Origin of the sequence: Enterococcus sp. HMSC078F03 (assembly GCF_001811595.1) — a bacterium.
GTDB classification, from domain to species: Bacteria; Bacillota; Bacilli; order Lactobacillales; family Enterococcaceae; genus Enterococcus; species Enterococcus faecalis.
Map to the genome: position 1 here is coordinate 244,247 of NZ_KV805556.1, position 25,061 is coordinate 269,307.

Sequence of the window (25,061 nt, forward strand, 5' to 3'; positions counted from 1 at the left end):
GTGAGAAACATAGTTATTACGTAGATCAGATCAAAGGGACATTCACGACGAGCAAATATTGAGTGTGTTTGCTGAAACGTGCATGTGTGATTTGATCTTTTTTATTGAGCTGTTATTTTATAGATAAGGAGTGGTCACCATGGACTACCAAGCAATAGCAAAAGAAATTTTGAAAGACGTAGGTGGCAAAGACAATATCGTGGATGTCACACATTGTTATACACGATTGCGTTTCGTATTGAAAGACACGAAACAAGTGAACAAAGAAGCCTTACTACAAACAGAAGGTGTCATTTCTGTTGTTGAAAGTGGCGGTCAGTATCAAGTGGTTTTAGGCAATAAAGTCGCGCATGTCTATAATGTTTTAGAACCTTTGTTGGCTCAGCAACTTACGACCAAAACATCCATAAAAGAAAAAAATTCATTAGGCAATCGAATTTTAAATACTGTTGCCGCGATTTTCACGCCTGTCGTACCAGCAATTGCCGCTTCAGGCATGTTAAAAGGAATTCTAGCCATTGCTGTGATGGTCGCAAACAATTTTTACCAGGTCGATTTAAAACCTTTGAATACGTATATTATTTTAAGCGCCGCTTCCGATGCACTTTTTTATTTTATGCCAGTTATTTTAGGTTATTCAGCTGCTAAGGTTTTCAAAACAAACGAATATATCGCTATGGTAATTGGTGCCACCTTATGTTATCCGACCATCGTTTCATTAATGACTGAAGAATCAGCGGTTACCTTGTTTGGATTACATGTGACCAAAGCCAATTATGTTTCCACGGTAATTCCTATTATTCTTGCAATTTTTATTTTAGCTTATGTGCAACGCTTTTTGGAAAAAGTGATTCCAGAAGTTCTAAAAATTATTATGGTTCCTACGCTATCATTACTTTTAATGATTCCAGCCACTTTATTATTATTTGGACCGATAGGGATTTATTTAGGTGACGGCGTAAATTGGTTGTATTATTATATAATGAATTTGAGTCCCATCTTGTTAGGCGGTTTTATCGGTGGAATTTGGTGTGTCTTAGTCATTTTTGGGGCTCACCGCGGACTTGTACCAATTGGGATTAATGATGTCGCTCGAACAGGTCGGCAAAATTTGCTAGCGTTTGCTGGTGCAGCGAACTTTTCTCAAGCGGGCGCCGCATTTGGCGTGTTTGTCCGCACAAAAAATAAAGGCTTGAAAGCCGTTGCTGCCTCTGCAACAGTGACTGCATTATTTGGTATCACAGAACCAGCCATTTATGGTGCAAACTTGCGGCTAAAAAAACCGATGATTTATGCGGTGGCTAGCGGAGCAGCAGGTGGGGCCTTAATGGGCTGGGGCGGCTCCTATGGGACAGCCTTCGCTAACCAAGGACTCTTGACCATCCCAGTTTACGCAGAAGCAGGAACCAAAGCCTTTATTTGTTATTTATTAGGTTGTGGTATTGCTTTTTTTGGTGCATTTCTATTAACGATTTTTCTAGGCTTTAATGATTTACCGCTTGACGAGTCACGTCAAGAACCAGTCCTAAAGACAGAGGCAACGACAGTCAAAGAAAAGCAACGGATTCAAGCACCTCTTCAAGGACAACTCGTATCTTTAGACCAAATCAACGATGAAGTCTTTGCTTCTCAACAAATGGGAAAAACACTAGCTATTTATCCGATAGAGGAACAAATTGTTTCTCCAGGAAATGGGCAGGTGACGGCTTTATATCCAACTCATCATGCAATTGGCTTAAAGTTAGACAATGGTGCTGAAATCCTCCTTCACATTGGAATCAATACCGTCGAATTAAAAGGGCAGGGATTTGAAACGTTCGTAAAAGTAGGAGAAAGGGTCAGACTAGGACAGAAACTGCTCTCTTTTGATAAACAAATCATCCAAGCTGCTGGTTATGATCCAACCGTCTTAGTCATCGTAACAAATACTGCGGAAATGGCTATAATTGAGACAACCAAACAAACAGAGATTACACCACAAACAAATTTATTTTTCATGCAAGTAAAGGAGCAAAACTAATGGTTAAACAATTTAAGAACGATTTTTTATGGGGCGCTTCTTCCTCCGCTTTTCAAATTGAGGGAGCTTGGAATGAGGACGGCAAAGGCCTAACAGTTGCTGATTACAATTCTTTTAAAAAGTCAGCTGTACAAGCAGATACGAAAGTCGCCAGCGATTTTTACCATCGTTTCAAAGAGGACATTGCGTTAATGAAAGAATTAGGCTTAAAAACCTATCGTTTTTCTCTTTCATGGGCACGAATCATTCCAACAGGTGATGGCGAAATCAATCAAGCCGGCATCGATTTTTATAATGCCGTCATTGATACACTTTTAGAAAACGATATTTTGCCGTTTGTCACACTGTATCATTTTGATTTACCTTTTGCGTTGGTGGAAAAATACAATGGTTGGGCGGATCGTCGCTGCGTTTCCGCATTTCAACACTATGCGCAAGTTTGTTATCAAGCGTTTGGTGATCGAGTCAAAAATTGGCAGGTTACAAACGAACAAAACTTAATGATTCGTGTCGATGAACGAATGAATATGTACGTACGATGTTGCACCAGAAAATGCTGAAAAAATTCGTGCACAAATGGATTACCATATGTTTGTTGCCCATGCGCTAGCGACGAATGATTGTCACCAATTGGTCGCTGGGGGAAAAGTCGGTCCCTCTGTTTCCTCAACGATGACTTATCCTAGTTCCAATAAGCCTGAAGATGTTTGGGCGGCTCGTATGAATGATAACTTTAAAACGAATTACGCTCTAGAAATGTATTGTTTTGGCGAATACCCTGGTTACTATCAAGAGTATTTGACCAAATGCGGCATTTATCCCGAAACACAGCCAGAAGATCAAGCAATTTTGAAAGCCGCTAAACCAGATTTTATCGCCCTTAATTATTATCGGACGTTAGTCGCTAGCTATTTACCGACAGATGAGCAACACCCATTGGGTACGAAAGAAAAGGACATTGATTTTGATCTATACGGTTATTTTAAAATCGAAAAAAATCAACATTTAAAAACCTCTAAGTATGGTGCCCAAATTGATCCAACTGGTCTACGTTTAGTTTTAAATGATTATTATCGTCAATACCGTTTGCCGTTAATCATTACAGAAAACGGTTTAGGCACACCAGATCGCCTAACAGAGGACGGAAAAGTTCATGATGACTATCGAATTGCGTATTTGCATGACCATATTGCTGCTTGTCATGCGGCTATTTCTGACGGTGTTGAGTTGTTTGGCTATTGCCCTTGGTCGGTCATGGATATTTTAAGTTCTCATCAAGGATTCAAAAAACGCTACGGTTTTATTTACGTCAATCGTGAAGACCATGAGTTAAAAGATTTACGACGTATTAAAAAAGATAGTTTTTATTGGTACCAATCAGTGATTAAAAATAACGGTTTACCAGAAGAATAATGACCAAAAAGGATCATCCATTGCATAAGTGGGTGATCCTTTTGTTTTCAAGTTCTCTCATTCCGTGTTAGGCTTACTAATAAACCCGTTAAAGGTGGTGAGAGAGATGAATAATTACGATTTATGGAAATGGGTTGCAGGTAAACGAACCGAAAAAAATCAAAATGAAACCTATAGCGCCAAAAATTGGTGGTATGTTTTACTAATGCTCGGTGTATTTGTAGGGATCATGTTGTTGTATTATTTAATCTCTGTGCTTTGGAATTAAGGGAAAATGATAAAACAGACAAAAAGATGTTGTAATTTCGAATAAAAATTGTTACTATAAGGGTAAGAAGAAAACGATTGCAACAAGGGGTTGCAAGAAAAGAGTATGTCACTGGTTCGACCAGGCAGAACTCAACAGACAACTGTTATAAATCTTTACATGGGTTAAGGATGACAGTTTGTTTGTTGAGTTTTTTTCGCGGTTTTTTATAGGAAGAAGGGGTTATATGAAAGTCAAACAAATACTAAATAACAATGTAGCGATTTTAACAAAAGGAACCAATGAGGTAATCGTCTATTCTAAAGGAATTGCTTTTCGAAAAAAAGTAGGCCAATCAGTTTCTAAAGAAGAAGTAGACAAAGTCTTTGTGTTAGACTCGGCAGATGTTTTAGAGCATTTTAGTTATTTGTTAGCGAATACAGAAGAATCATTATTTGAAATTGTTCGTAGCATTATTTTACGAGCGGAGGAGCTTTTTCAAAAAAAAGCAACTGATTACCTGTATTTAACGCTTTTAGATCATATTGATTACGCCCTGAAACGTGGTATGAAAGGCCAATATATTTCCAATCCTCTTCTTTGGGAAGTACGGCGCTATTATCCGAAGTCCTATCAATTAGGAGTAGAAGTGGTGGAACGATTAAACAAAGAATACAACGTTTCATTTCCAGAAGACGAAGCTGCTTCAATTGCGTTACATTTGGTAAATATCCAAGAAGCTGTACAAAATAGCCAAGAGAATGAAAAAGTCACAGAAATTATGAAAGATATTGTGTCCATCGTTCAATACCATTTTGGTGCGCCAATGAATCATGAATCCATTAATTACACGCGTTTCATGCAGCATTTACAATACTTCGTCCAACGGATTTTAACCAATGATACGTATAGTGAAAACGATTCTGAGTTATATCAACAAATTTCACAGCTCTACCCAGAAGCTTATGGTGCGGTGAAAAAAATCGAATTGTATGTCATTGGCACTTTTGGAAAACTGATTTCTGAAGATGAAAAAACATACTTAATGATGCACATTCATCGCATGACTGAACGAACAGAAAAGCGAAAAGAAAGCGATGTGTAGAAAATGAAATATGAAACATTTTTAAAAGAATTAATTGTCTTAGTTGGTGGACCAGAAAATATTGATAGTGTTGCACACTGTGTCACGCGCTTGAGATTTCAATTAAAAGATCGTAGTAAAGCCCAAACAGCCGAAATCCAAGAAATGAAACAAGTGATTGACGTTATCGACAATAATGTGGCTTATCAAGTCGTTGTCGGAACACAGGTGAAAGATATTTATCAAGAATTATTACCTATGTTAGGAATAGGAGAAACAACTACAGACGCACCAAAGAAAAAGACTAATCCATTCAAAGCAATTGTGGATGTCGTGAGTGAAACAATGACACCTTTAATCGAACCAATTTTTGTTGCCGGGATTTTGGCAGGCTTTTTATCATTATTTAAATTACTTGGAATTATCCAAGAAGATAGCTCCACGTTCATTGTGTTAAACACGATTAGTACTGCTGCTTTTCAATTTTTACCAGTGTTTATTGCAGCATCGGCAGCTAAACGTCTCAAAGCGAGTCCCTATTTAGCCGTTTTGTTAGCGGTTACGTTATTGTCTGATTCAATTGACGGTGTAAAAGGTCTAAGTATTTTTGGGTTAGGTTTACCACAAATTACGTATTCAAATAGTTTTGTGCCAATCTTTTTAGGTGTTTGGTTTATGGGGATTTTAACTGAGCGCTTTAAAAAATGGATACCTGATGCCTTGCAATATTTTTTAAATCCATTACTAATTATGCTGATTACCTTACCAGTGACATTATTAATTTTTGGACCATTAGGTACATGGATTGGTGATGCGTTGTTCTTCGTTTGTGATATTTTACAAAATACAGTTGGTTCATGGGCTGTCACAGCCTTATATGCCGCTTGCCAACCATTCTTAATTTTACTGGGTGCTGGTAATTTCGTTATGCCAGTTATTATGCAAATGTTAAGCGAGCAAGGTTATGATAGCATCTTTTTACATGCTTCAACAATTTCAGATATTGCTGTTGCGGGAGCCATGTTTGGTTACTTCCTGCGTGCTCGTCAAGCAAAACAACGTGAATTATTTGGCTCAGTTAGTTTTACTGCATTGATGGGAGTGACGGAACCTGCTGTCTATGGTGTATTCGTAAAATTCCGCCGGCCGTTTATCGCTGTAATGATTGGCGGTGGTTTAGGAGGACTAATTGCTGGACTGTTGAAAGTCAAAACTTATGGCTATGTGTGGGGCCTAACTAGTTTGCCTTCTTATTTAGGCAAAACAAATGATACGAAGAACTTTATGGCTATGCTAATCGCAGTAATTGTCGGTTTTGTCGGTGCAGCGGTTGCTTCGTTTATCCTAGGGATTCCATCAGAAGAAAAAGAACTACCTAAAGAAACAACGACTAACAAAACAACACAAAAAGAACGACTACTGACCAAAAATCCTGTTTTTGCAGCAATTAAAGGAACCGTCATCCCTCTAAGTGAAGTAGAAGATGCGGCTTTTTCAACAGAAGCATTAGGTAAAGGCGTTGGTATCGTTCCAACTGATACCGAAGTGGTTGCCCCTTTTTCTGGCGAAGTTGTTTCTGTTTTCCCGACAAAGCATGCCATCGGACTTAAAAATGCAGATGGTGTCGAATTGTTGATTCATATCGGTATTGATACTGTTTCTTTAAATGGTAAAGGGTTCACTGTCCATGTGACAGAAGGCGAGCATGTTCAACAAGGACAATCATTAGTCACCGTTGATTTTGATTACATTCGCCAACAGGGACTTTCAGATACTGTTATTTGTGTAATTACCAATACAAATGAATTTTTAGATGTTATCGGAACTACAGGAGAATGTGCTTCGTATGATCAAGAAATGCTAAATATTGTATTATAAAAAGGAGACACCGATCATGAAAAACAAAAAATTTTTATGGGGCGGCAGTATCGCCGCTCATCAATTAGAAGGCGCTTATCAAGAAGGCGGCAAAGGCTTAGCAATCATGGATCTGGTTACAGTGGGTGCTGTAGATCAGCCACGAGAAATCACCCAAACCATTGAGGCAGACAAATATTATCCTTCACACACTGGCATTGATTTTTACCATCGCTATCAGGAAGATATCGCCTTATTTGCGGAAATGGGTTTTACCTCACTTCGTATCTCTATTGATTGGTCACGAATTTTTCCAAAAGGAGATGAAACCGAACCGAATGAAGAAGGTTTGTTTTTCTATCATCAAATCATTGATGAATTACTCAGTCAGGGAATCGAACCAATTGTCACTTTGTATCATTTTGAAATGCCAGTTCATTTAGTCAAACAATATGGTTCATGGAAAAATCGGAAAGTTATTGATTATTATTTGCATTACTGTCAGACTGTTTTTGAATCGTTTAAAGAGAAGGTTACTTATTGGTCTACGTTTAACGAAATGAATCACCTCGATCCGACCTCAAACGCTTCTGAACCTTTCACCTATATTTTGACAGGTTTAGAATACGGTAAAATCCAAAATCGGCCACAAGTGTTAGCCGAAATCGGCTATAATATGACACTGGCCGGAGTAAAAGCTGTTCAATTAGGTCATAAAATTAATCCTGATTTCCAAATTGGTTGTGTTTTTGGTTTGACACCCGCTTATGCCAAAGATTGCCATCCAACAAATGCGTTAAATTCATTAAAACAAACAACTCGTGATTTTTATCAGATAGATGCAATGTGCAATGGGGCCTTTCCACTATATAAACAAAAGGAATACGAGAAACTTGGACTCCACATTACTATTTCGCCCGAAGATCAGGAAGTATTTTCCGAAGGTAAAATTGATTGGATTGGTTTAAACTATTATGCTAGCGAAGTTGCGAAATTTGAAGGAGACGACGACGCTGAAAGTTCTCTATGGGGTGGCACTCAAAATCCTCACTTGGAAGTTTCTAAATGGGGTTGGGCAATAGATCCTATGGGTATTCGTTATTTATTAAATATGCTTTACCAACGGTATGGGTTGCCAATTATGATAACGGAAAATGGCTTAGGGGCTGTTGATGTTTTTGAAGACGGCACTGTGCATGACACCTATCGTATTCACTATTTGCAACAACATATTGAGCAAGTCCAAAAAGCCATGACAGAAGATTTTATTGAGGTAATTGGTTATTTAACTTGGGCACCGATTGATTTAGTCAGTGCCACAACAGGTGAAATGAAAAAACGTTATGGCTTTATTTACGTGGATAAACATGACGATGGTACAGGAACATTAGACCGTTATCGGAAAGATTCTTTTTATTGGTATCAACAATTAATTAGAGATTATCCGCAAGGTTGTTAAAAAGAAGAAACAAATTATTTTAAATCTAAATACACCTAACTAAACAAAAGAACAGCAAGAAGTGATGAATACTTCTTGCTGTTCTTTTTCTTAAGAAAAAACCAATAATTTTCGGTTGTATTTGTCTATCCGTTTGTAGTATGATTGAGTCAGTTTTAAAGGAAACATGCCAAGTATGGAAGACCATACTTGACACGCATTGACTAATTAAACATGGGGAACGTTGCCATAAGTTGATGTTCCAGTCAATAATGCAAGTAAATCAAACATAGCATGTACCTCCTTTAATTGATAATCAAAGTATAACATCTTTTAATGAATTTACATAATAATACAAGTGGAGGTCTGTTCGTGAAGGTAGCAGGAGACAAAATAAAACAAGCGAGAAAACTTAAAAAAATCACACAATCAGAGCTGGCTAACGGCATCTGTACGCAAGCAACAATTAGTAATATTGAAAACCGTAATCTATGTGACAGTTTAGATATTTTCTCATCTATTTGCCTCCGATTAGATTTAGAAGTAGAAGAATGCATGATGATTTCTGAAGAAAAGAAAATTGAAAATCTACTAAACAAAGTCGAGGATTTATCTTTACGGTTATTTCACTTAGAGGCCTACAAATTATTACAAGAAGTGCCTGAAGGTCTTATCTTATCTAATAATGAACTAACGACTAAATTGTTATATTATAAGGGAATTACTTGTTTATTAGGAAAAAAAGATAAAGCAGAGGCCTTGTTTTACCTATACCGGGGCGCGGAAATTGACCGTAAAGTCAATATTTACAACATTTTAAGCCTGAATGCGCTAGGTACGCTATACGAACTGGAAAAAGATATGAGAAAAGCGCAAGTGTATTACGAAAAATCATTACAAGAATTGGAACAATTTAAATTAGAATGTTCCTTGGAGCGTTGTAGAATTTATTATAATTCTGCTAAATTCTACTCGGAAATAAAAGATTACCAAAAAAGTGTCATTTTAAGCGAAAAAGGGATTCAGATTTGTCGTGACAAACACTCCATTTATTTGCTAGATTATCTTTTATATGAAAAAGCCTTTAACAAACAAATGCTCGGGGAAGACACAGCCGATGACTATCGTCAAGCCTATTATTTTACACAATTTTTTGGCAATACAGAAGTCCTGCAATATATTGAGAAAGATATGAAAGCTTTTAATATTTCCTATTAATTTAATCAAAAAGCCGGTAAAAGCTGAAAACTCAGTTTTTACCGGCTTTTTGAAAAGTCTAGGCAAGTTACTTTTAAAAATCAGCAGTCACGGTTACGATAAGCAAGACGAAGTATTTAGGAGGATTTAAAAATGAAAAGAGTAATGTGGTTTAGACGTGATTTACGATTACAAGATAATAAAGCATTAGCACACGCGTTACAAAATTCTGCAGCTGATGAATTGATTTTATTATTCCAAATGAATCCTCAACAATTTATTCAAGAAAGTGCTAATCATAACGCTTTTTTTGCAAGTTTAGCCTCGTTTAAAGAACGAATCGATCAAGAGGCACATTTACAAATCATGGTCGGCGAACCGTTAGATTTATTTTCACGTTTGAAACGCAAATTACCCGATTGGCAGGCCATTTATTTTAATGAAGATACTTGTGGCTTTGGGGCAAAGCGGGACCAGCAAGCTATGCGCTTTTTTGAAGAAAATAATATTCAGTCTTTCTCTTTTCAAGATGCCTATTTGCATGGCTCTGAAGAAATTAAGAAGAACGATGGCAGCAAGTACCAAGTGTTTACGCCCTATTACAATAAATGGAAAGAGGCGCCTAAAGAAACACCGATTCCTGTTTCCTATACAGCTGAAAAAATTTTTAGTGCGTGTCTTTTTCCAGAAGAGGAAGCAGCTTATCGTGAACAGATTGCAAGGATTCCTTTAAAACACTATAGTGTCGGCGAAAAAACAGCCAGAAGGTGCTTAAATACTTTTATTGATCAAAAACTTCAATCCTATGAAAATAAGCGTGATTTTCCTTATCAGGATCAAACGAGTCATCTGTCTACTTTTTTAAGAACGGGAGAACTTTCGATTCGCACCATTTGGCAAGAGCTTGCATCTGCGCCTTCTAGCTTAAGTAAAGAAACCTTCAAAAAAGAATTAGCTTGGCGCGACTTTTACAATATGATCTATAGTACGTTTCCACAACAAAAAGAGGAAGCTATTCAAGAAAAATTTCGTTATATTCAATGGGCAAATGACCCAGAAATGTTTGTCAAGTGGCAAAAAGGGGAGACGGGGTACCCTATAATTGATGCCGCCATGCGACAACTGAATCAAACTGGTTGGATGCACAACCGCTTAAGAATGATAACTGCCTCTTTTTTAGTTAAAAATTTGCACATCGATTGGCGTTGGGGTGAAAAATACTTTCAAAAAATGTTGATTGATTATGATGCCGCCAATAATATCGGTGGCTGGCAATGGGCTGCTTCAACGGGAACGGACGCTGTCCCGTATTTTCGGATTTTTAATCCAATTATCCAGTCAAAAAAATTTGATAATGACGGCCAGTTTATCAAAAAATATGTTCCAGAACTTAAGCAAGTGCCACAAAAGTATATTCATCAACCAAATCTAATGAACGAAGCCTTACAAACGCAATCTCATGTACATTTAGGAGAAAATTATCCAAAACCCATTGTCGATTATGCATCAAGTAAAAAACAAACATTGTTTCTATATGAAGCGAGCAAAGAAATTCATCAAGAAATGAACAATCCAAGGTTTCAATAAACAGTAAACCCAACTAGCTTAGCAAACAACTGTAAGGTTAGTTGGGTGAATTGATTAGTCGAAAGGAGAAGTGGCAATTTATCGGCTAAAGTTTTTATTTTATTCTAGTTTACATAATATACATTATACAAAGTAGAGTAAAAAGCATTGAAAAGAAAACAAAACCAGTCTTTAGTTATCTAGACTGGTTTTGTCATTTACGTTATAAAAATTATGTTTGTTAATTAAATTTTCTTTGATTGTTTGCTGCAGTTTTTTATTCAAAAAAGACCTAGCATAATTTAGGCAGCAAGTTATACAAAGCATTAATTCATGGTTATTGATTGATTGCAACAGTCGTGTCTTCTGTCGATAGACCTGTCATAGAGGTGCTATCGGAAAAAATTTTTTCAACTTCTTGTTCTGATAAAATATTTTCTTTCTTAGGCATTGAAATCATCGCTTTTTTGGCTTTTTGTGTAATGCTAATTTTACTAGATAATGATTCAAGTCCCATGTCAACGTTCTTGTCTTGTTGCGGTTTCACATTAATCAACATATTTGTTTTATTTTCTTTTGTATTAACGGAAACTTTGGCAGAAACATCTTTGACTTTTTCGAAAGGATCTTGTTCTTTACCTTTCTCAGATGTTTCTGTCGTAATTTTGATTAACTTTTGTAATTCTTTTTTTGTAAACGTATGGGTAATGGTATCCCCTTTTTTCTCGAACGTATCCTTGTCTAATCCTTCTAAAAACTCTTTGTATTCCTTAGCAGACTGTTTTCGTTCTTTTTCCGATTCCTGATACTCTTTGATTGTATCTTGCCATTCTTTCGCACTTTCCTCGTTCACGGCTAAAAGATCAATGTATTTTCCTTTTAGTTTTTCTGTATCTAACTGAGAACTATCAATAGCACCGTCAGTCATTGAGTCTGCGACAGCGACAATATATTCCATCATATCTGTTGCTAAATAGAGTTTTGGCTCTTTGCCCTCGTTATCTAATGATCCAACCAATGAAATCGGTACATCCATGCCCATCGCTTTTAATTTCATCTCTAAGTTGAATGCTTTTTCTTTTTTGGCATCTACTTGAATCTTCCCAGAAAGCGATGCGTCTTTGATTTGCGTGATGAGCATCCCAATCATAGGATTCGTTTGTGCACCATCTTCTTGTGAAAATTTCATGTCACTAATTGACATAGAGAAATCCCAAACCCCAGATTCTTGTGCGTTTTGATTGCCGATTCCTTGAATGAACTCATCTTTCGCGCTTTTGCCACAGCCTGTCAGTAACAAAGCTGAACAGAAAACGCCTGCGATAATCCCCACTTTTCTTTTTAACACACTTTTTCCCCCTCATTATATAAAAAATTAATTCCCTTTTATTAAGAATAGCAAACATTGCTTATAAATAGCAATGTTTAATTTTAGATTTCCTCTCTTTTAATAAATGGGATTGATTTAATCTTTTAGGTTTGAATCATTAAGCTGTATTATTTTTAAAATAAAATTGCTTTTCGCCAAAAAATACTGGGAAAAGTTCTGCTAAACTGCCAGCTAAAGGGCCTTCTCGCAATTCTTTTTCAGTGACCCAAAACAAGGGTTGTTCCGTTTCTTCTGGTAGTTCAGCCGCTGTTTCTGCAATGAATAATGTGGCTAATTCCCGCGCACCCGAACAATCATTCAGCCATTCTGCAACACCTACTAATTGTGGTTTCAGCACTAATCCTGTTTCTTCAAGGAGTTCGCGAACCATGGCTGTTTCCATGCCCTCGTTTTTTTCAACATGTCCGCCAGGGAACGTCCAACCAGGCCAATCCTTTTTTTGTCGTTCTTGCACAAGGATTTCATTTTTCTGATTTCTAATCATACATAATGTTGTTAATTCCACTTCAAAATTCCGTTTCATTTGGCACCTCATCATTTTTTCCTTTGTTAAGGTTACGATACAGAAAAACAGAGAAAGATTCAACTAAGAATTTTCTCTGTTTTATCATCTAACTCTTTAATAAGTCGTATTGCGATTGATATAAATGATGATATAACGCATGTTTTGCCATTAGTTGATCATGAGATCCTTCTTCCACAATACGACCACCATCAATATAGAAAATTTTATCGCTATTTTTGATGGTAGAAAGTCGATGAGCAATAATAAACGATGTCCGTCCTTTCAGAAGTTGTTGTAGTCCTTCTTGTAACAATTCTTCTGTTTTTGTATCAATACTGGAGGTTGCTTCGTCTAAAATTAAAATTTTGGGATCTGCCAGTAAAGCACGAGCAAATGAAATTAATTGGCGTTGTCCTGCCGAGAGTGTACTCCCCCGCTCTTCCACAACTGTTTCATAGCCATCTTTTAAATCCTTGATAAAGTCGTGCGCACGAACAATTTTTGCGGCTTGGATAACTTCTTCCTCTGTGGCTGCTAAATTTCCGTACCGAATGTTTTCAATAATTGTTCCTGAAAAAATAAACGTATCTTGAAGCATTACCCCCATTTGTTTCCTTAACGAACGGAGTGTCACATCGCGAACATCATAACCATCAATTTTAACGGCCCCTTCATTCACATCATAAAAACGACTTAACAAATTGATGATTGTTGTTTTACCCGCACTTGTTGGCCCAACCAAGGCGATTGTTTGTCCTGGCTCAATATGAAAACTAACATCGGTCAAAATATTTTTCCCTTCTTCATAACGGAAATAAACATGCTGAAAGTCAACGGTTCCTTTAATTGGCGGCAACGCAATAGCATGCGGCGCATCTTGAATTTCTGGAACAACATCCATCGTTTCAAAAATCCTTTCCAAATAGGCAGTTGCAGTAATCAGAGAATTGTAGAAGTTACCAATATTGATGACTGGATTCCAAAAGTTATTGATATAACCGATAAAAGCAATTAGCGTCCCAGTAGTAACGGACACACCTAATTGACGGATTCCTACGAAATAGATAAAACAAGTCGTAATGACGGATATATTTTGCACTGCTGGCCATAATAAATACTGGACACGCACAGCTTTCATAAAGGATTGACGATATTCTTCGCTTACCTCGTTAAAAATCTGGAAATTTTCATCTTCTCGTGCAAAAGATTGTGTAATTTTAATTCCTGAAATACTTTCATGAATATAGGCATTTAAGTTTGATTGTTTATTGCTAAGCTCTTGGTAAGCTTTCCGTTGTTTCCCTTGAATAAATAGAACCATCACGAACAACACAGGCAATAGCAGTAAACTGTATAAGGTTAATTTCACATCAATAAATAACATGAAAATTAAGGTAATAATCACATTAAATAAATCAGAAATTAAATTGATCAATCCGTTACTTAATAAATCACTTAACGTATTGATGTAATTGACCACCCGAATTAAGATTTTCCCATGCGGCCGACTGTCAAAGTAAGAAAATGGTAATTTTTGTAGATGCTCAAAAATTGAAAAACGCATATCTTTTAAAATATCTTGTCCAATTTCTGTGATGGCATATATCCGATAGCGCATACACCAACCAATAATCACCAAGGAAAATAGGAAAATAGCTCCTAGTACCAAGAGTAACGAGAGATTCTTTTGTGGAATTACTTGGTCAATCGCAATTTTAGTAAAGTAAGGGCCTAACATACTTGCCAGATTAGCTAATATGATGACAAATAATGTTTTAAAAACAGCTTTTTTGTAAGGCTTAATATAGGCGCCTAATCGTTTATAGTGGGACCAATTAAATTCTTTTTCTAAAGTCTCATCTACATCAAACGTATTTCTAGCCACGCGACTCACCTTCCTTTGTCAGACCTAATTGTTTTTGATATACGTCAAAATATTTGCCTCTTTGTTCGACTAATTCGCTATGCGTACCGCTTTCTACCACACGGCCTTTTTCCATCATCAAAATTAAATTGGCCTCTCTCACAGAAGAAATTCGGTGGGCAATAATAAATGTCGTTTTCTTTTCCGTCAAACGACCTAGTTCTTTTTGAATTTTTGATTCTGTTTCCATATCAACAGCGGAAGTTGTGTCATCTAAAATTAAAATAGCTGGATCTTTGGTTAAGGCACGGGCCAGTGAAATCCGCTGTTTTTGGCCACCAGATAGGCCAACGCCGCGTTCACCAACAATTGTTGCATAACCTTCGGGCATTCTGGAAATAAAGCTATGGGCATCAGCAATTTCAGCCATCATTTGCACTTGTTCCAAGTTAGCCAATGTGTTACCAAAAGCAATGTTATCTTCTATTGTATTGGAAAAAAGAAAGACATCTTGCATAACCATGGAGATATTTTCTCGCAATTTACGAACAGAATAGCTTTTAGCATCTTTTCCATCAATATAAACAGTGCCTTTTGTTGGATCATAGAACCGAGCGATTAAGTTAACTAAAGTGGTTTTGCCTGAACCAGTTTCCCCTAAAATACCAATTGTTTCACCAGGTTTTGCTGAAAATGAAACATCCGATAAAATGGGGGTTTCTGGATCATCTGAAAAATGAAAGGACACGTGATCAAACGTCACATAGCCTTGGATTGGTTCTGCTTCTTTTTCCCGAGCAATGGGAATCTTCGGTTTCGTTGCTAATAACTGACGAATTTTAATGGACGATGCCGTAAAGCGTTGCACATCATTGATCAACCAGCCACTCATTCGCATCGGCATGTTCAACATCCAGAGAAAACCGTTAAAGGCCACTAAATCACCAATTGTCATCCGACCTTGAATTACAAAGAGGCCACCAAGAACTAAGGCAATAACATTTAAACTACCTGCAAAACCGTCTAACCACGGTAAATATTTTTTTGAGACATCTGCAGAAGCCATATTCCATTTTTTATAGTCTTCATTGTGCTTGTTAAACTTTTCAATTTCATAAGGTTCTTGAGAAAAAGCTTTAACCACCCGATTTCCACCAATATTTTCTTCGACCATCGAATTTAGCCGAGAAAAACTTTCCCGGATCTCAAAAAATACCGGATGCGATTCCTTCGACATTTTTTGTGTTAACAGAAAAATCAAAGGTGTAATTAAAATTAATGCTAGCATCAATTGCCAATTGATCGTCCCCATCACAATCACGGCTGCGATGAACCATAAAATACATTCTAAGAGGTTATAAGTGACCCAAGAAACAAAATGGCGGATAGCGTCTGTATCCCCTGTCATTCGCGCCATAATATCGCCAACACGTGTATGATTAAAGAAATCAAAATCTAATTCTTGAAGTTTGACATACATATCTTTTCTTAAGTCAAATAACGCAGATTGTCCAACCGATTCAAACAAGACTTGATAACTATAACGAACAACTGTCCGAATAATGGTCACCCCAATCATAATCCCAAGAATTGGGACAAGCTCTTCAGTTTTCCCCTGATTGATTACTTGGTCTACAATTCTGCCAGATAACAATGGAATAATAACAATTAAAATAGCGTTAATAACGACAAAAATAACAGCTAGCAGTAACTTATTCTTATTTTTTTTAGCATATTGCCAAATCCATTCAAAACTATTCATTTTCTCCCCTACTCTCTCTTGTTTTTATGGACGTGTATAAGATTACTGTTTTTTTATAGGAAAAGAAATGGGCATTCTTGTATATTTTGATGTACAATATAGTATAGAAAGCGGATACAAGTAGGAGTGATTTTTTATGAACTACACAAATAGTCGAACGTTTAATCCTGAAATTTTATATGCCTTCGATCCTTGGAACGAAGAGACCCACCCTTATAATTGTCATCATCATGAATTTCTGGAAATATCTATTCTTTTAGAAGGTGAATCTGAATATATTGTTCAAGGGCAACAGTACCATGCCACTGCTGGTACGGTGTTTCTTTTTAATCCGCGAACGGAACATGGTGAGCAACAAAAAGTAGGAACTTACTCACATCAACTACACATTGGCATTTCAAATCTCTATTTAGAAGGCTTAGCGCGAAACGTATTTCCAAATAAATCAGCTTTATTAAATTTGAGTCATTTACATGGTGCATTTTTAGAAAAAGCTTGGCAAATTGTTCATGAATTAAACCATCAAGAAGTTGAATCAGCGTTACAAATTAAAGCTTTAGTTATTGAACTATTGGTTTATATTTTAAGAAGCTTAGCAGTTGATCAAGAAAATAAAATTGAAACTCGGCTATCGAAAACGGAAAAAAGAAAACGAAATTTAGTCAATCATACGATTTATTATCTGGAAACGCACCATGACGAAGAAATTACTTTGGAACAGTTAGCTGAAATGTTATATGTTACCCCGACTTATTTGTCGAAAACCTTTAAAGCGGCCACAGGCGTTGGGCCAATCAATTATTTAATTCAAATCCGCTTAAACCATGCGAAAGAATTGCTGAAAAATGATTCCTTAAGTGTCAAAGAAGTGGCAAAAACGGTTGGTTACGAAGATGCCTATCATTTCAGTAAATTATTCAAAAAATATTATGGAAAATCCCCTTCACAATTTTAAGATAAAAAAACAAGGAATCGTCGGCTTCATTGCGTCCGTTTCCTTGTTTTTGCTTTACGTTGACTCTTTTAACTGTTTCGTCATTGTATAATCGGTATGACGTTCATTTCCCATATAAAAATCATGTTCATCTGTTTTGACGAAGCCTAATGATTGATAAAATTTTTGCGCTGAATGATTATGTTCCCAAACACCTAACCAAACCGTCTCTTTTTCTGCTTCTTCTGCTAATTCAATTGCTTTCGTAATCAAATGTTTGCCTAAGCCTAAACGCTTAAAAGATTTACGAATATAAATGCGCTCAACTTGTAACGCTTGTGGATGTTGATAGGTAATCTGAGCATCACCGTGATTTAATTTCACATAACCTGCAAGTTCATTATTATAAAAAGCAAAGAAATATTGCGAATCTTTATGTAAGATTTCGCTTTCTAAAACTGCTGGACTAAATTTCCTCTCATAATGTGCCTGTAAATCCTCTTCGTTTTCGCCATTTCCATAAGTATCTGCAAAAGTCTCTTGGCAAATGGCCTCTAATTCTGGTACGTCTGCGACGGTACACTCTCTAATAAATACTGACATACTAAAACTCCTTTGTAGATTAAATCAACTGTTTAATTAAAATTAAACAAGGATTCCAAGCGTCCCATAATGTCGGAAAAACCTCAAGGCGCTTAAAACCCAATGATTCGTAAAAACGAATAGTATGATCGTACACGGAATAATTTCCTTCGTCAACTGTTTTGACTTGAATAAAAAAATAGTTATTTTTAGAATACGTTTCCACGCTTTCTATCAATAACTTGCCGACACCTTTGCGATGATACCGCTTTTTAACTGCCATACAATGGATTTCTACTGTATCTTTACTTGTTTCTGAAAGTGTTATAAAACCGAGTATTTTATTCTCTACATCCTTTGCCACCCACATAGGTAAAGTACTAGCTATATCGATATACTTACGGGTCTCTTTTTCAAGGCCAAACCATTCTGGAAGATTAAACAATACCTCTTGTGCTATCTGAGTCTTTTTATCTGCATTTTTTTCCCTCATAATTGTGAATTCTTTCAATTTACAACCTCCTTTTTGTTTACATAACAAAATTATTGTATACACGATCCTTTTTATTAAATAATAGCATAAGTAGTTTAAAAATGTAAGCTAGTCATTTATTCTTTATTATTTCCTTAAACCGACTCCTTTTTTCACTTAATCTGCCCTTCCTTTATTTTTTTCTGTTAAACTAAACGTATTAAGTCTATGAGGAGCGTGCGTATATGGATTATCTGAACACCTATAAGCGGTTGCTAGCATTGGCAGATGCAGGTCTTTTTTACGGGAAAGATGCTTTTGATCAAGAACGTTACCAAGAACTACGGGAACTTACGTTACAACTTATTAGCGCAACCGGACACGAAGCGACTGTCTTGCCCGACTTAGAAAAAATCTTAACTAAAGAGGAAGGTTATCCAACACCGAAAGTAGATGTTCGCGGTTTGATAAAAAAAGAGAATCGTTTTTTATTAGTTGAAGATTTACGGACCAAAGAATGGTCATTACCTGGTGGCTATGCCGAAATTGGCTACTCCCCTAAAGAAAATATTGAAAAAGAAGTATTGGAAGAAACTGGCTTAGTTGTTACAGCAAAAGAATTGCTTGCTGTTTATGATACAGATAAACGAAAAGACATTCCTCAACTATTTCAGTACTATAAAATGATCTTTTCTTGTGAGATTTTAGAAAATCATCCCTTTGAAAAAAACATTGAAACCTCGAATTGTGCTTATTTTTCTTTAGATAATCTCCCCCCTCTTTCTATCAAACGAACAACGAAAGAGCAATTAATGGCATTAATGAACCAAACAACTGGAGCGCTTAGTGACTAACAAAAAGGATGAAGAACTTCTGTTCTTCATCCTTTTTCTATTATTAATTACATATTTTCTAAAGCGGCTTGGGCTAATAAGTTTAAGTAGTTCCAAGGGCGATCAAAATGTGGTTGGAAGAAGAAATCAGAAATCGCTAAATCTTCGACAGTCATTTTATTTTGGACCGCTAATGATAAAGTATTGGCAGATTGTGTGATATCATATTTAGACATCAATTGACCACCAACAATGCGTTGTGTTCCTTTTTCATAAACTAATTCCATCAGAACTTTTTCAGTTGTTGGCATAAACTCTGGACGATAGTTATCTTCGAAAACAGTTGCTTCGACATCTAGTCCGTTTAATTTGGCACTTTCTTTTGTCACACCTGTTGAACCAATTTTCCAACCGAATAAATATAAGCCAGAAGTTCCCTGTGTGCCACGATAAGCCAATTTTTGTTCAGTCAAATTACGACCTACTAGCATACCTTGACGAACAGCATTCGTTGCTAATGGGATATAATTTTTTGTTTGACTTGGGTTGTAGTGAACAACTGCACTATCACCCGCAGCAAAAATATCAGGATTGCTTGTTTGCATATACTCATTGACTTCGATTGCACCATTTGGTAACATGTCAACTTTATCTTTTAATAATTCTGTATTTGGACGGAAACCAACACACATAATCACCATATCTGCTTCGAATTCTTGACTTGGTGTAATGACTTTTGCTACTTTTCCTTGCTCATCTGCTACGAATTGTTGGACATTTTCACCTAAAGCTAAATTAACGCCACGATCAACTAATTCTTTTTCTAGAACATCTGTGAATGGCTTATCTAAATATTTATTTAAAATGCGGTCTAACCCGTCAACTAAAGTAACTTGTTTACCTGATTCTACAAAAGCTTCTACTAATTCAATACCAATATAACCGCCACCAACGACAACGACACGTTTGGCATCTTTCGCTTTTTCGATGATCACGTTGGCTTGTGAATAGTTCTTACATAATAAAATATTTTCAGCATCAATTCCTGGAATTGGTGGAATAATTGGCCAAGAACCAGTTGTCATTACTAATTTATCATAAGAAACGGTCTCTGTTGCACCCGTTTGTAAGTTTTTCGCTATAACAGTTTTGTCGTCCACGTTGATTTCTTCAACATTGTGTTCCATCTTCACTGTTGCTCCTAAAGAAGCCAGTTCTTCTGGATTTGAATAAAATAAATCAGCAGCATTTTTAACTACGCCTCCAACGTACAAGGCAATTCCGCAAGATAGGAAGGAAATATTGTCATTTCTTTCATATACAGTGACTTCCGCCTCCGGGTGATTTGCTAAAATGCTTTTAACTGCTGAAGTTCCAGCATGGGTACATCCTACGACTACGACTTTCATGTTGTAAATCCCTTCTTTCACAATCTTTGTTTTGCAGAGGTGACGTCTCCCTCTGTCTGTTTAAAATATATCAGAGGAATCAAGCTTATTCGAGTTCTATGCTTGTGAATCGCATATAAAAAAATTCACAAACTGTTGCTAACTCTTAATAATAGCTAGTTAATTTTTTGTTTTTAAGAATTTAAAAGTCAATAACCACACAAAAAAACAAGCATAAGAGTGAAAACTCTTACGCTTGTGAAATTTGCCTAGACAAGTGACTTATCTTTTGATAAATTTTTAACAGTATGTAATTTTTTACACATTCTCCTGTTGTGCTTGTTGGCAATCTGGACATAATCCATATAATTCTAAACGATGTTCATTAATTTCGAAGCCTGTTAATTTACTAGCGGCCATTTCAACGTCCTCTAACCCTGGATAATGAAAATCAACGATTTTACCACATTTTTGACAAATCACGTGATAATGTTTCTTCGAACTAAAATCAAAACGACTAGATGCATCGCCATAACTCATTTCTTGAACGAAACCGATTTCAGTAAATAAACGTAGATTGTTGTAAACCGTTGCTACACTCATATTTGGAAAATGATCTTCTAGTGCGCGATAAATTTCATCAGCTGTTGGGTGTGTATGATTTTCGATTAAATATTCCAAGATAGCATAACGTTGCGGAGTAATTCGGATATTGGCTTCTTTTAATTCAGCAAGTGCATTTTTAACCAATACGTTGTCCATCTTTGTATCCCTCCCCTGTCTATCTTTCTTAAATAATACTATTTCTTATTACGATTGACAAGAATTATTGTAGGATTCTCGTGGAAAAAACGAGCATTTTACTAAACTAAGAGAAATGCTCGTTTTTTGGCGTGTTTTTTATTCTGGAAATTCGTAAAGAGCTGTCGAAAGATAACGTTCACCGTTATCCGGAACCAACGCTAAGACACGTTTGCCTGCGCCTAATTCGACTGCCAAATCAATGGCAGCTTTAATTGCTGCCCCTGCTGAAATCCCCACAAGGATGCCTTCTTTTGGCCCCATTAAACGAGCAGTTTCTAACGCGTCTTCACTAGAAACGGCGGCAACTTTTTGATAAACGGTGGTGTCTAAAACTTCTGGGACAAAGCCAGCGCCTATTCCTTGGATTTTATGTGGACCTGGTTCGCCACCTTCTAAAACAGGCGACTCCGTTGGTTCTACTGCAACAATTTCAATATCTGGAAAAATCCGTTTCAATTCATGGCCAACTCCTGTAACGGTTCCTCCAGTGCCAACACCAGAAACAAACGCATCTAAGCCACGTTTACCAAAGACATCAACAATTTCTTTTCCTGTTTTTTGTTCATGTACCATTGGATTAGCTGGATTATTAAATTGCAAAGGCATGAAGTACCCGTGTTCTTCTGCTAATGCTGTAGCTTTTGCAATTGCCCCTTTCATTCCTTCGGCACCAGGGGTTAATAATAAATCAGCCCCATATGCTTGCATTAATTTGCGGCGTTCAATACTCATAGTATCTGGCATCACAATCTTAACTGGATATCCCAACGCAGCACCTACCATTGCTAACCCAATGCCTGTATTACCACTAGTCGGCTCAATAATCGTTTGTCCAGGTTTTAGGCGACCATCTGCTTCGGCTTGTTGAATCATGCTTAAAGCAATTCGATCTTTCACACTGCCACCAGGATTAAAGAACTCTAGTTTAACAAAAACATCTGCAGCTCCTTCTGGTACCATCCGTTTTAATTTCACAACTGGGCTTTGACCAATTAACTCTGTTACTGATTTTACATAACCTTTAGTCATAATCCTACATCCTCCAATTTTACAAACAATATAATAATTCTTTCTCTAAGCATAGCTCAAAAAAACGATTTCTACCAGAAAAACGAATTTTAGTTTGTGAAAAATTAAATAAAAAAACGGATTATGCTCACCAAATAATTGCTGCTGGCCCTACCTATTTTCACGATAAAAGACCTTACAAAAACTACTGCTTTTGTAAGGTCTTTCTTCAACTAAATAATTGCAAAATTAACCGATTTGGATGGTTTGACCCACCGATAAAACAGAATCCAATGTTAATCCATTTAGTGACATTAAATTATCAACTGTCGTTCCAAAACGTGCAGCAATGTCCCACAATGTATCGCCGTTTGCGACAGTGTAACTTTGACTAGCTACAGTTTCTGCTGTTGCTGTTGCAGAAGCCGCTGTATCGATTGTTGTATCAACGGTTCCCGTTGTATCTGAATAACTAGTGGTTTGAGCGACTGGTGCTCCCCAATCATATTGAGTTAAATTATATGCTTCAATTAACCAATTCAATTTTTCGGCATAGCCTGGATCAGTTGCATAACTTCCAGCTAAAGCGGCTGTTGCATCGCGATAACTGCTAGTATTACTCTTCCAAACGCCTGAATAATGGTATGTATCCCCAAAAGCAGTGGAACGAATAACATTGGCATGATCTTGGAACGATTCCGCATAAGAATTATAACTTCTAAATGCTGCTGTGACGGTCACCCATTGTCCGTCTAAATATTCTTTTGTTGGCATATAAACAGATTGTCCATTATAACTTCCTTTTACACCAAACAAGTTATAGTTCGGTGCAGATGCTAACCCAGAACTACCATAACTACTTTCTAGCAACGCTTGAGCAATCATGACGGAAGCATACATATCATTGCTATTGGCAACGGCTGCTGCTGAATTTCCGATTTCATTAATAAATGCTTGCTGGCTCGATTCTGCTTGGGCAGGTACCGCAGCACCAACCACAGGTGCTAAAATCATTGAAGTCCCCGCAACGGCGGTAGCACGTTTATAAGCTTTTTGCTTTTTAAGAGCTTTTTGAATATGTTTACTACTTCTTGTTAACTGTTCGCTCATTCATTTTTCCTCCTCACTGTCTCACTTTTCTATTTTACCGTTAATTTCCTATTGAAACAAGAAATAAACGTATTAAATTTTGAGTTTTAAAATTTCTGTAATGTAATTGAAATCTTGTTTGTATTTAATTAACCCTCTTCACACTTGTGAAAACAACCACTTCTTCTTTTCATTTTGATGAGATTTTTGTTATTTATCCTCTTACTTTTCTTTATTTATTGTGATAAACTTTTTAATGGACTTGTCACTTTTTGAACAAACTTTATAAGAGAAGTCTGTTTTTTTAGTCAAAACAACTATTACCGAGTAGTTGTTGTATTACAAAATGAATTACATAGAAATGTAGGTGGTTAGATGAAGAAACAACAATCGGGTTTAACAAATCAAGTGACGTTTTTATTAGCGTTAACTTGCGGGGTCGTGGTCGCCAATATGTATTATATTCAACCAATTGGCACCCAAATTGCTCAGGCCTTTCAAGTCAGTATTGGTTCTATTGGTTTTGTTACTATGCTGACCCAATTAGGGTATGCGCTAGGCTTACTTTTTCTTGTTCCATTAGGCGATGTCGTTGATCGCCGCAAATTAATCATTCGAGTAGCCGCACTCTCCTCGCTGTCTCTAAGTGCTGCGTTTTTTGCACCAAGTTTTCTCCTGTTTGCACTCTCTTCTTTTTTTATTGGGTTGCTCTCTATTGTCGCCCAAATTATTATTCCTTATGCAGCGGTCATGGCGGGGCCAGCGAACCGTGGTAAAGTAACAGGTCGAATGCTTGGCGGACTATTGACAGGTATTTTATTGTCTCGAACGATTTCGGGTTTCATTGCTAGTGCAGCTTCTTGGCGAACAGTGTACCTAATCGCCGTAATATTCGTGTTAGCATTGGTCGTTCTACTCCAATTAAAATTACCCAAAACAGTGATACATACTCAAACTTCAAATCGATTAACTTATTTGGGTTCTTTGAAAAGTCTTCCTAAGCTAATCAAATCGCAACCTTTGTTAAGAGAAGCAACTGTCAATGGCTTTTTTATGTTTGCAACCTTTTCAATCTTTTGGTCTACATTAATTTTCTTTGTTAGTAGTCCAGCTTATTATTGGGGACCGAAAGAAGTCGGTATTCTAGCAATTTTTGGTTTATCGGGAGCTTTCGTAGCACCCATCATTGGTCGTCTATCCGATTATTATCCAGAACGGAAGATTGTTTTGATTGGCCTGTTGATGCAGTTCGGTAGTTTTATCTTACTTTTTCTAGGTGGAACACATGTGGTCTTACTAATCTTAGCAATTATTGTTTTAGATATCGGTACTCAATTTGGGCAAGTAGCCAATCAAACACGCGTCCAAAATTTGGGAGAAGAAGCCAGCAATCGTAACAATACCGTCTTTATGTTTTTCTATTTCATCGGCGGTTCACTGGGTTCATTGATTGGTACATTAATGTGGCAAAACTATGGTTGGTCTGGTGTTACTTTAACTGGTATTGGGTTCCAATTGTTCGCATTATTTTTCCACTTTATGCTCTTTGCTCCCAAAAAGAAATGAAGCAAAAAACCTGAATGCTATCACAAGCATTCAGGTTTTTTA

At 36.7% G+C, this 25,061-nt stretch carries 20 protein-coding genes and 1 pseudogene; 11 read left to right on the forward strand and 10 right to left on the reverse strand.

Annotated elements, in window-relative coordinates:
- The first annotated feature begins 139 nt into the window (after window positions 1-139).
- The 8 genes and pseudogenes from HMPREF2810_RS06735 to HMPREF2810_RS06770 all read left to right on the forward strand — a co-directional run bounded on the left by HMPREF2810_RS06735 (window position 140) and on the right by HMPREF2810_RS06770 (window position 10,843).
- On the forward strand, window positions 140-2,020 hold the full coding sequence (locus tag HMPREF2810_RS06735; RefSeq protein ID WP_002420179.1) for a beta-glucoside-specific PTS transporter subunit IIABC: 1,881 nt from the start codon (window positions 140-142) through the stop codon (window positions 2,018-2,020).
- Window positions 2,020-3,433: pseudogene (locus HMPREF2810_RS06740) on the forward strand (glycoside hydrolase family 1 protein). The gene HMPREF2810_RS06735 and the pseudogene HMPREF2810_RS06740 overlap by 1 nt, the downstream one beginning before the upstream one ends.
- Before the next feature lie 106 nt (window positions 3,434-3,539).
- Window positions 3,540-3,701 (forward strand): hypothetical protein, encoded by a 162-nt coding sequence (locus tag HMPREF2810_RS06745; RefSeq protein WP_010715217.1) that lies wholly within the window; start codon window positions 3,540-3,542, stop codon window positions 3,699-3,701.
- 226 nt (window positions 3,702-3,927) lie between these two features.
- On the forward strand, window positions 3,928-4,785 hold the full coding sequence (locus HMPREF2810_RS06750) for a PRD domain-containing protein (RefSeq protein ID WP_010715216.1): 858 nt from the start codon (window positions 3,928-3,930) through the stop codon (window positions 4,783-4,785).
- A gap of 3 nt (window positions 4,786-4,788) precedes the next feature.
- Window positions 4,789-6,642: a beta-glucoside-specific PTS transporter subunit IIABC gene (locus tag HMPREF2810_RS06755; protein ID WP_002420183.1), complete on the forward strand. Its 1,854-nt coding sequence runs from the start codon at window positions 4,789-4,791 to the stop codon at window positions 6,640-6,642.
- Window positions 6,643-6,658: 16 nt separating this feature from the next.
- Complete coding sequence (locus HMPREF2810_RS06760) at window positions 6,659-8,080, forward strand: family 1 glycosylhydrolase (RefSeq protein WP_010715215.1); 1,422 nt, start codon at window positions 6,659-6,661, stop codon at window positions 8,078-8,080.
- Window positions 8,081-8,395: 315 nt separating this feature from the next.
- Window positions 8,396-9,277, forward strand: a complete 882-nt coding sequence (locus tag HMPREF2810_RS06765) for a helix-turn-helix domain-containing protein (RefSeq protein WP_002378272.1) — start codon at window positions 8,396-8,398, stop codon at window positions 9,275-9,277.
- A 132-nt stretch (window positions 9,278-9,409) separates the two neighbouring features.
- A complete protein-coding gene (locus tag HMPREF2810_RS06770; RefSeq protein WP_010715214.1) occupies window positions 9,410-10,843 on the forward strand; it encodes a cryptochrome/photolyase family protein in 1,434 nt (477 codons plus the stop codon).
- Between the two features lie 316 nt (window positions 10,844-11,159).
- Here the strand turns inward: HMPREF2810_RS06770 and HMPREF2810_RS06775 are convergent, their stop codons facing one another.
- The 4 genes from HMPREF2810_RS06775 to HMPREF2810_RS06795 form a co-directional block, all read right to left on the reverse strand.
- Window positions 11,160-12,170, reverse strand: coding sequence for a hypothetical protein (locus HMPREF2810_RS06775; protein WP_010715213.1), 1,011 nt, complete (start codon window positions 12,168-12,170; stop codon window positions 11,160-11,162).
- Window positions 12,171-12,309: 139 nt separating this feature from the next.
- Window positions 12,310-12,735 (reverse strand): 8-oxo-dGTP diphosphatase, encoded by a 426-nt coding sequence (locus tag HMPREF2810_RS06780; RefSeq protein ID WP_010715212.1) that lies wholly within the window; start codon window positions 12,733-12,735, stop codon window positions 12,310-12,312.
- A gap of 88 nt (window positions 12,736-12,823) precedes the next feature.
- Window positions 12,824-14,602: an ABC transporter ATP-binding protein gene (locus tag HMPREF2810_RS06790; RefSeq protein WP_070635598.1), complete on the reverse strand. Its 1,779-nt coding sequence runs from the start codon at window positions 14,600-14,602 to the stop codon at window positions 12,824-12,826.
- A complete protein-coding gene (locus HMPREF2810_RS06795) occupies window positions 14,595-16,343 on the reverse strand; it encodes an ABC transporter ATP-binding protein (protein WP_010715210.1) in 1,749 nt (582 codons plus the stop codon). Before HMPREF2810_RS06795 ends, HMPREF2810_RS06790 begins: the two co-directional genes overlap by 8 nt.
- 136 nt (window positions 16,344-16,479) lie before the next feature.
- On the opposite strand from HMPREF2810_RS06795, the gene HMPREF2810_RS06800 reads away from it, so the two are divergent.
- The gene (locus tag HMPREF2810_RS06800) at window positions 16,480-17,298 is read left to right on the forward strand and encodes a helix-turn-helix transcriptional regulator (protein WP_010715209.1); all 819 of its coding nucleotides are present in this window, start codon (window positions 16,480-16,482) and stop codon (window positions 17,296-17,298) included.
- Window positions 17,299-17,352: 54 nt separating this feature from the next.
- Here HMPREF2810_RS06800 and HMPREF2810_RS06805 read toward each other — a convergent pair whose 3' ends face one another.
- Both HMPREF2810_RS06805 and HMPREF2810_RS06810 read right to left on the reverse strand, forming a co-directional pair.
- Entirely contained in the window at window positions 17,353-17,880 is a 528-nt protein-coding gene (locus HMPREF2810_RS06805; protein ID WP_010715208.1) for a GNAT family N-acetyltransferase, read from the reverse strand.
- A 19-nt stretch (window positions 17,881-17,899) separates the two neighbouring features.
- Window positions 17,900-18,352 carry a GNAT family N-acetyltransferase gene (locus HMPREF2810_RS06810; RefSeq protein WP_033591669.1) on the reverse strand — a complete coding sequence of 151 codons (453 nt, stop codon included), beginning with the start codon at window positions 18,350-18,352 and terminating at the stop codon, window positions 17,900-17,902.
- A gap of 224 nt (window positions 18,353-18,576) precedes the next feature.
- Here HMPREF2810_RS06810 and HMPREF2810_RS06815 point away from each other — a divergent pair, with 224 nt between their 5' ends.
- Entirely contained in the window at window positions 18,577-19,185 is a 609-nt protein-coding gene (locus HMPREF2810_RS06815; RefSeq protein WP_010715206.1) for an NUDIX hydrolase N-terminal domain-containing protein, read from the forward strand.
- 47 nt (window positions 19,186-19,232) lie between these two features.
- On the opposite strand, the gene HMPREF2810_RS06820 is transcribed toward HMPREF2810_RS06815, so the two are convergent.
- From HMPREF2810_RS06820 to HMPREF2810_RS06835, 4 genes are all read right to left on the reverse strand, one after another.
- Window positions 19,233-20,573 carry an NADH oxidase gene (locus HMPREF2810_RS06820; protein WP_002357559.1) on the reverse strand — a complete coding sequence of 447 codons (1,341 nt, stop codon included), beginning with the start codon at window positions 20,571-20,573 and terminating at the stop codon, window positions 19,233-19,235.
- Window positions 20,574-20,870: 297 nt separating this feature from the next.
- Entirely contained in the window at window positions 20,871-21,314 is a 444-nt protein-coding gene (locus HMPREF2810_RS06825; protein WP_002357560.1) for a Fur family transcriptional regulator, read from the reverse strand.
- 138 nt (window positions 21,315-21,452) lie between these two features.
- Window positions 21,453-22,385 carry a cysteine synthase A gene (gene cysK / locus HMPREF2810_RS06830; protein ID WP_002357561.1) on the reverse strand — a complete coding sequence of 311 codons (933 nt, stop codon included), beginning with the start codon at window positions 22,383-22,385 and terminating at the stop codon, window positions 21,453-21,455.
- A gap of 228 nt (window positions 22,386-22,613) precedes the next feature.
- Window positions 22,614-23,474 (reverse strand): glucosaminidase domain-containing protein, encoded by an 861-nt coding sequence (locus tag HMPREF2810_RS06835; RefSeq protein WP_002357562.1) that lies wholly within the window; start codon window positions 23,472-23,474, stop codon window positions 22,614-22,616.
- Window positions 23,475-23,828: 354 nt separating this feature from the next.
- On the opposite strand from HMPREF2810_RS06835, the gene HMPREF2810_RS06840 reads away from it, so the two are divergent.
- Window positions 23,829-25,019, forward strand: coding sequence for an MFS transporter (locus tag HMPREF2810_RS06840; protein WP_002357563.1), 1,191 nt, complete (start codon window positions 23,829-23,831; stop codon window positions 25,017-25,019).
- The last annotated feature ends 42 nt before the right edge of the window (window positions 25,020-25,061 follow it).

Excerpts from the sequence above, each read along its gene's own strand:
- HMPREF2810_RS06735 (WP_002420179.1), top strand. The coding sequence starts at position 140 with ATGGACTACCAAGCAATAGCAAAAGAAATTTTGAAAGACGTAGGTGGC.
- HMPREF2810_RS06745 (WP_010715217.1), top strand. The coding sequence starts at position 3,540 with ATGAATAATTACGATTTATGGAAATGGGTTGCAGGTAAACGAACCGAA.
- HMPREF2810_RS06750 (WP_010715216.1), top strand. The coding sequence starts at position 3,928 with ATGAAAGTCAAACAAATACTAAATAACAATGTAGCGATTTTAACAAAA.
- HMPREF2810_RS06755 (WP_002420183.1), top strand. The coding sequence starts at position 4,789 with ATGAAATATGAAACATTTTTAAAAGAATTAATTGTCTTAGTTGGTGGA.
- HMPREF2810_RS06760 (WP_010715215.1), top strand. The coding sequence starts at position 6,659 with ATGAAAAACAAAAAATTTTTATGGGGCGGCAGTATCGCCGCTCATCAA.
- HMPREF2810_RS06765 (WP_002378272.1), top strand. The coding sequence starts at position 8,396 with ATGAATTTACATAATAATACAAGTGGAGGTCTGTTCGTGAAGGTAGCA.
- HMPREF2810_RS06770 (WP_010715214.1), top strand. The coding sequence starts at position 9,410 with ATGAAAAGAGTAATGTGGTTTAGACGTGATTTACGATTACAAGATAAT.
- HMPREF2810_RS06780 (WP_010715212.1), bottom strand. The coding sequence starts at position 12,735 with ATGAAACGGAATTTTGAAGTGGAATTAACAACATTATGTATGATTAGA.
- HMPREF2810_RS06795 (WP_010715210.1), bottom strand. The coding sequence starts at position 16,343 with ATGAATAGTTTTGAATGGATTTGGCAATATGCTAAAAAAAATAAGAAT.
- HMPREF2810_RS06800 (WP_010715209.1), top strand. The coding sequence starts at position 16,480 with ATGAACTACACAAATAGTCGAACGTTTAATCCTGAAATTTTATATGCC.
- HMPREF2810_RS06805 (WP_010715208.1), bottom strand. The coding sequence starts at position 17,880 with ATGTCAGTATTTATTAGAGAGTGTACCGTCGCAGACGTACCAGAATTA.
- HMPREF2810_RS06810 (WP_033591669.1), bottom strand. The coding sequence starts at position 18,352 with ATGAGGGAAAAAAATGCAGATAAAAAGACTCAGATAGCACAAGAGGTA.
- HMPREF2810_RS06815 (WP_010715206.1), top strand. The coding sequence starts at position 18,577 with ATGGATTATCTGAACACCTATAAGCGGTTGCTAGCATTGGCAGATGCA.
- HMPREF2810_RS06820 (WP_002357559.1), bottom strand. The coding sequence starts at position 20,573 with ATGAAAGTCGTAGTCGTAGGATGTACCCATGCTGGAACTTCAGCAGTT.
- HMPREF2810_RS06825 (WP_002357560.1), bottom strand. The coding sequence starts at position 21,314 with ATGGACAACGTATTGGTTAAAAATGCACTTGCTGAATTAAAAGAAGCC.
- cysK (WP_002357561.1), bottom strand. The coding sequence starts at position 22,385 with ATGACTAAAGGTTATGTAAAATCAGTAACAGAGTTAATTGGTCAAAGC.
- HMPREF2810_RS06835 (WP_002357562.1), bottom strand. The coding sequence starts at position 23,474 with ATGAGCGAACAGTTAACAAGAAGTAGTAAACATATTCAAAAAGCTCTT.
- HMPREF2810_RS06840 (WP_002357563.1), top strand. The coding sequence starts at position 23,829 with ATGAAGAAACAACAATCGGGTTTAACAAATCAAGTGACGTTTTTATTA.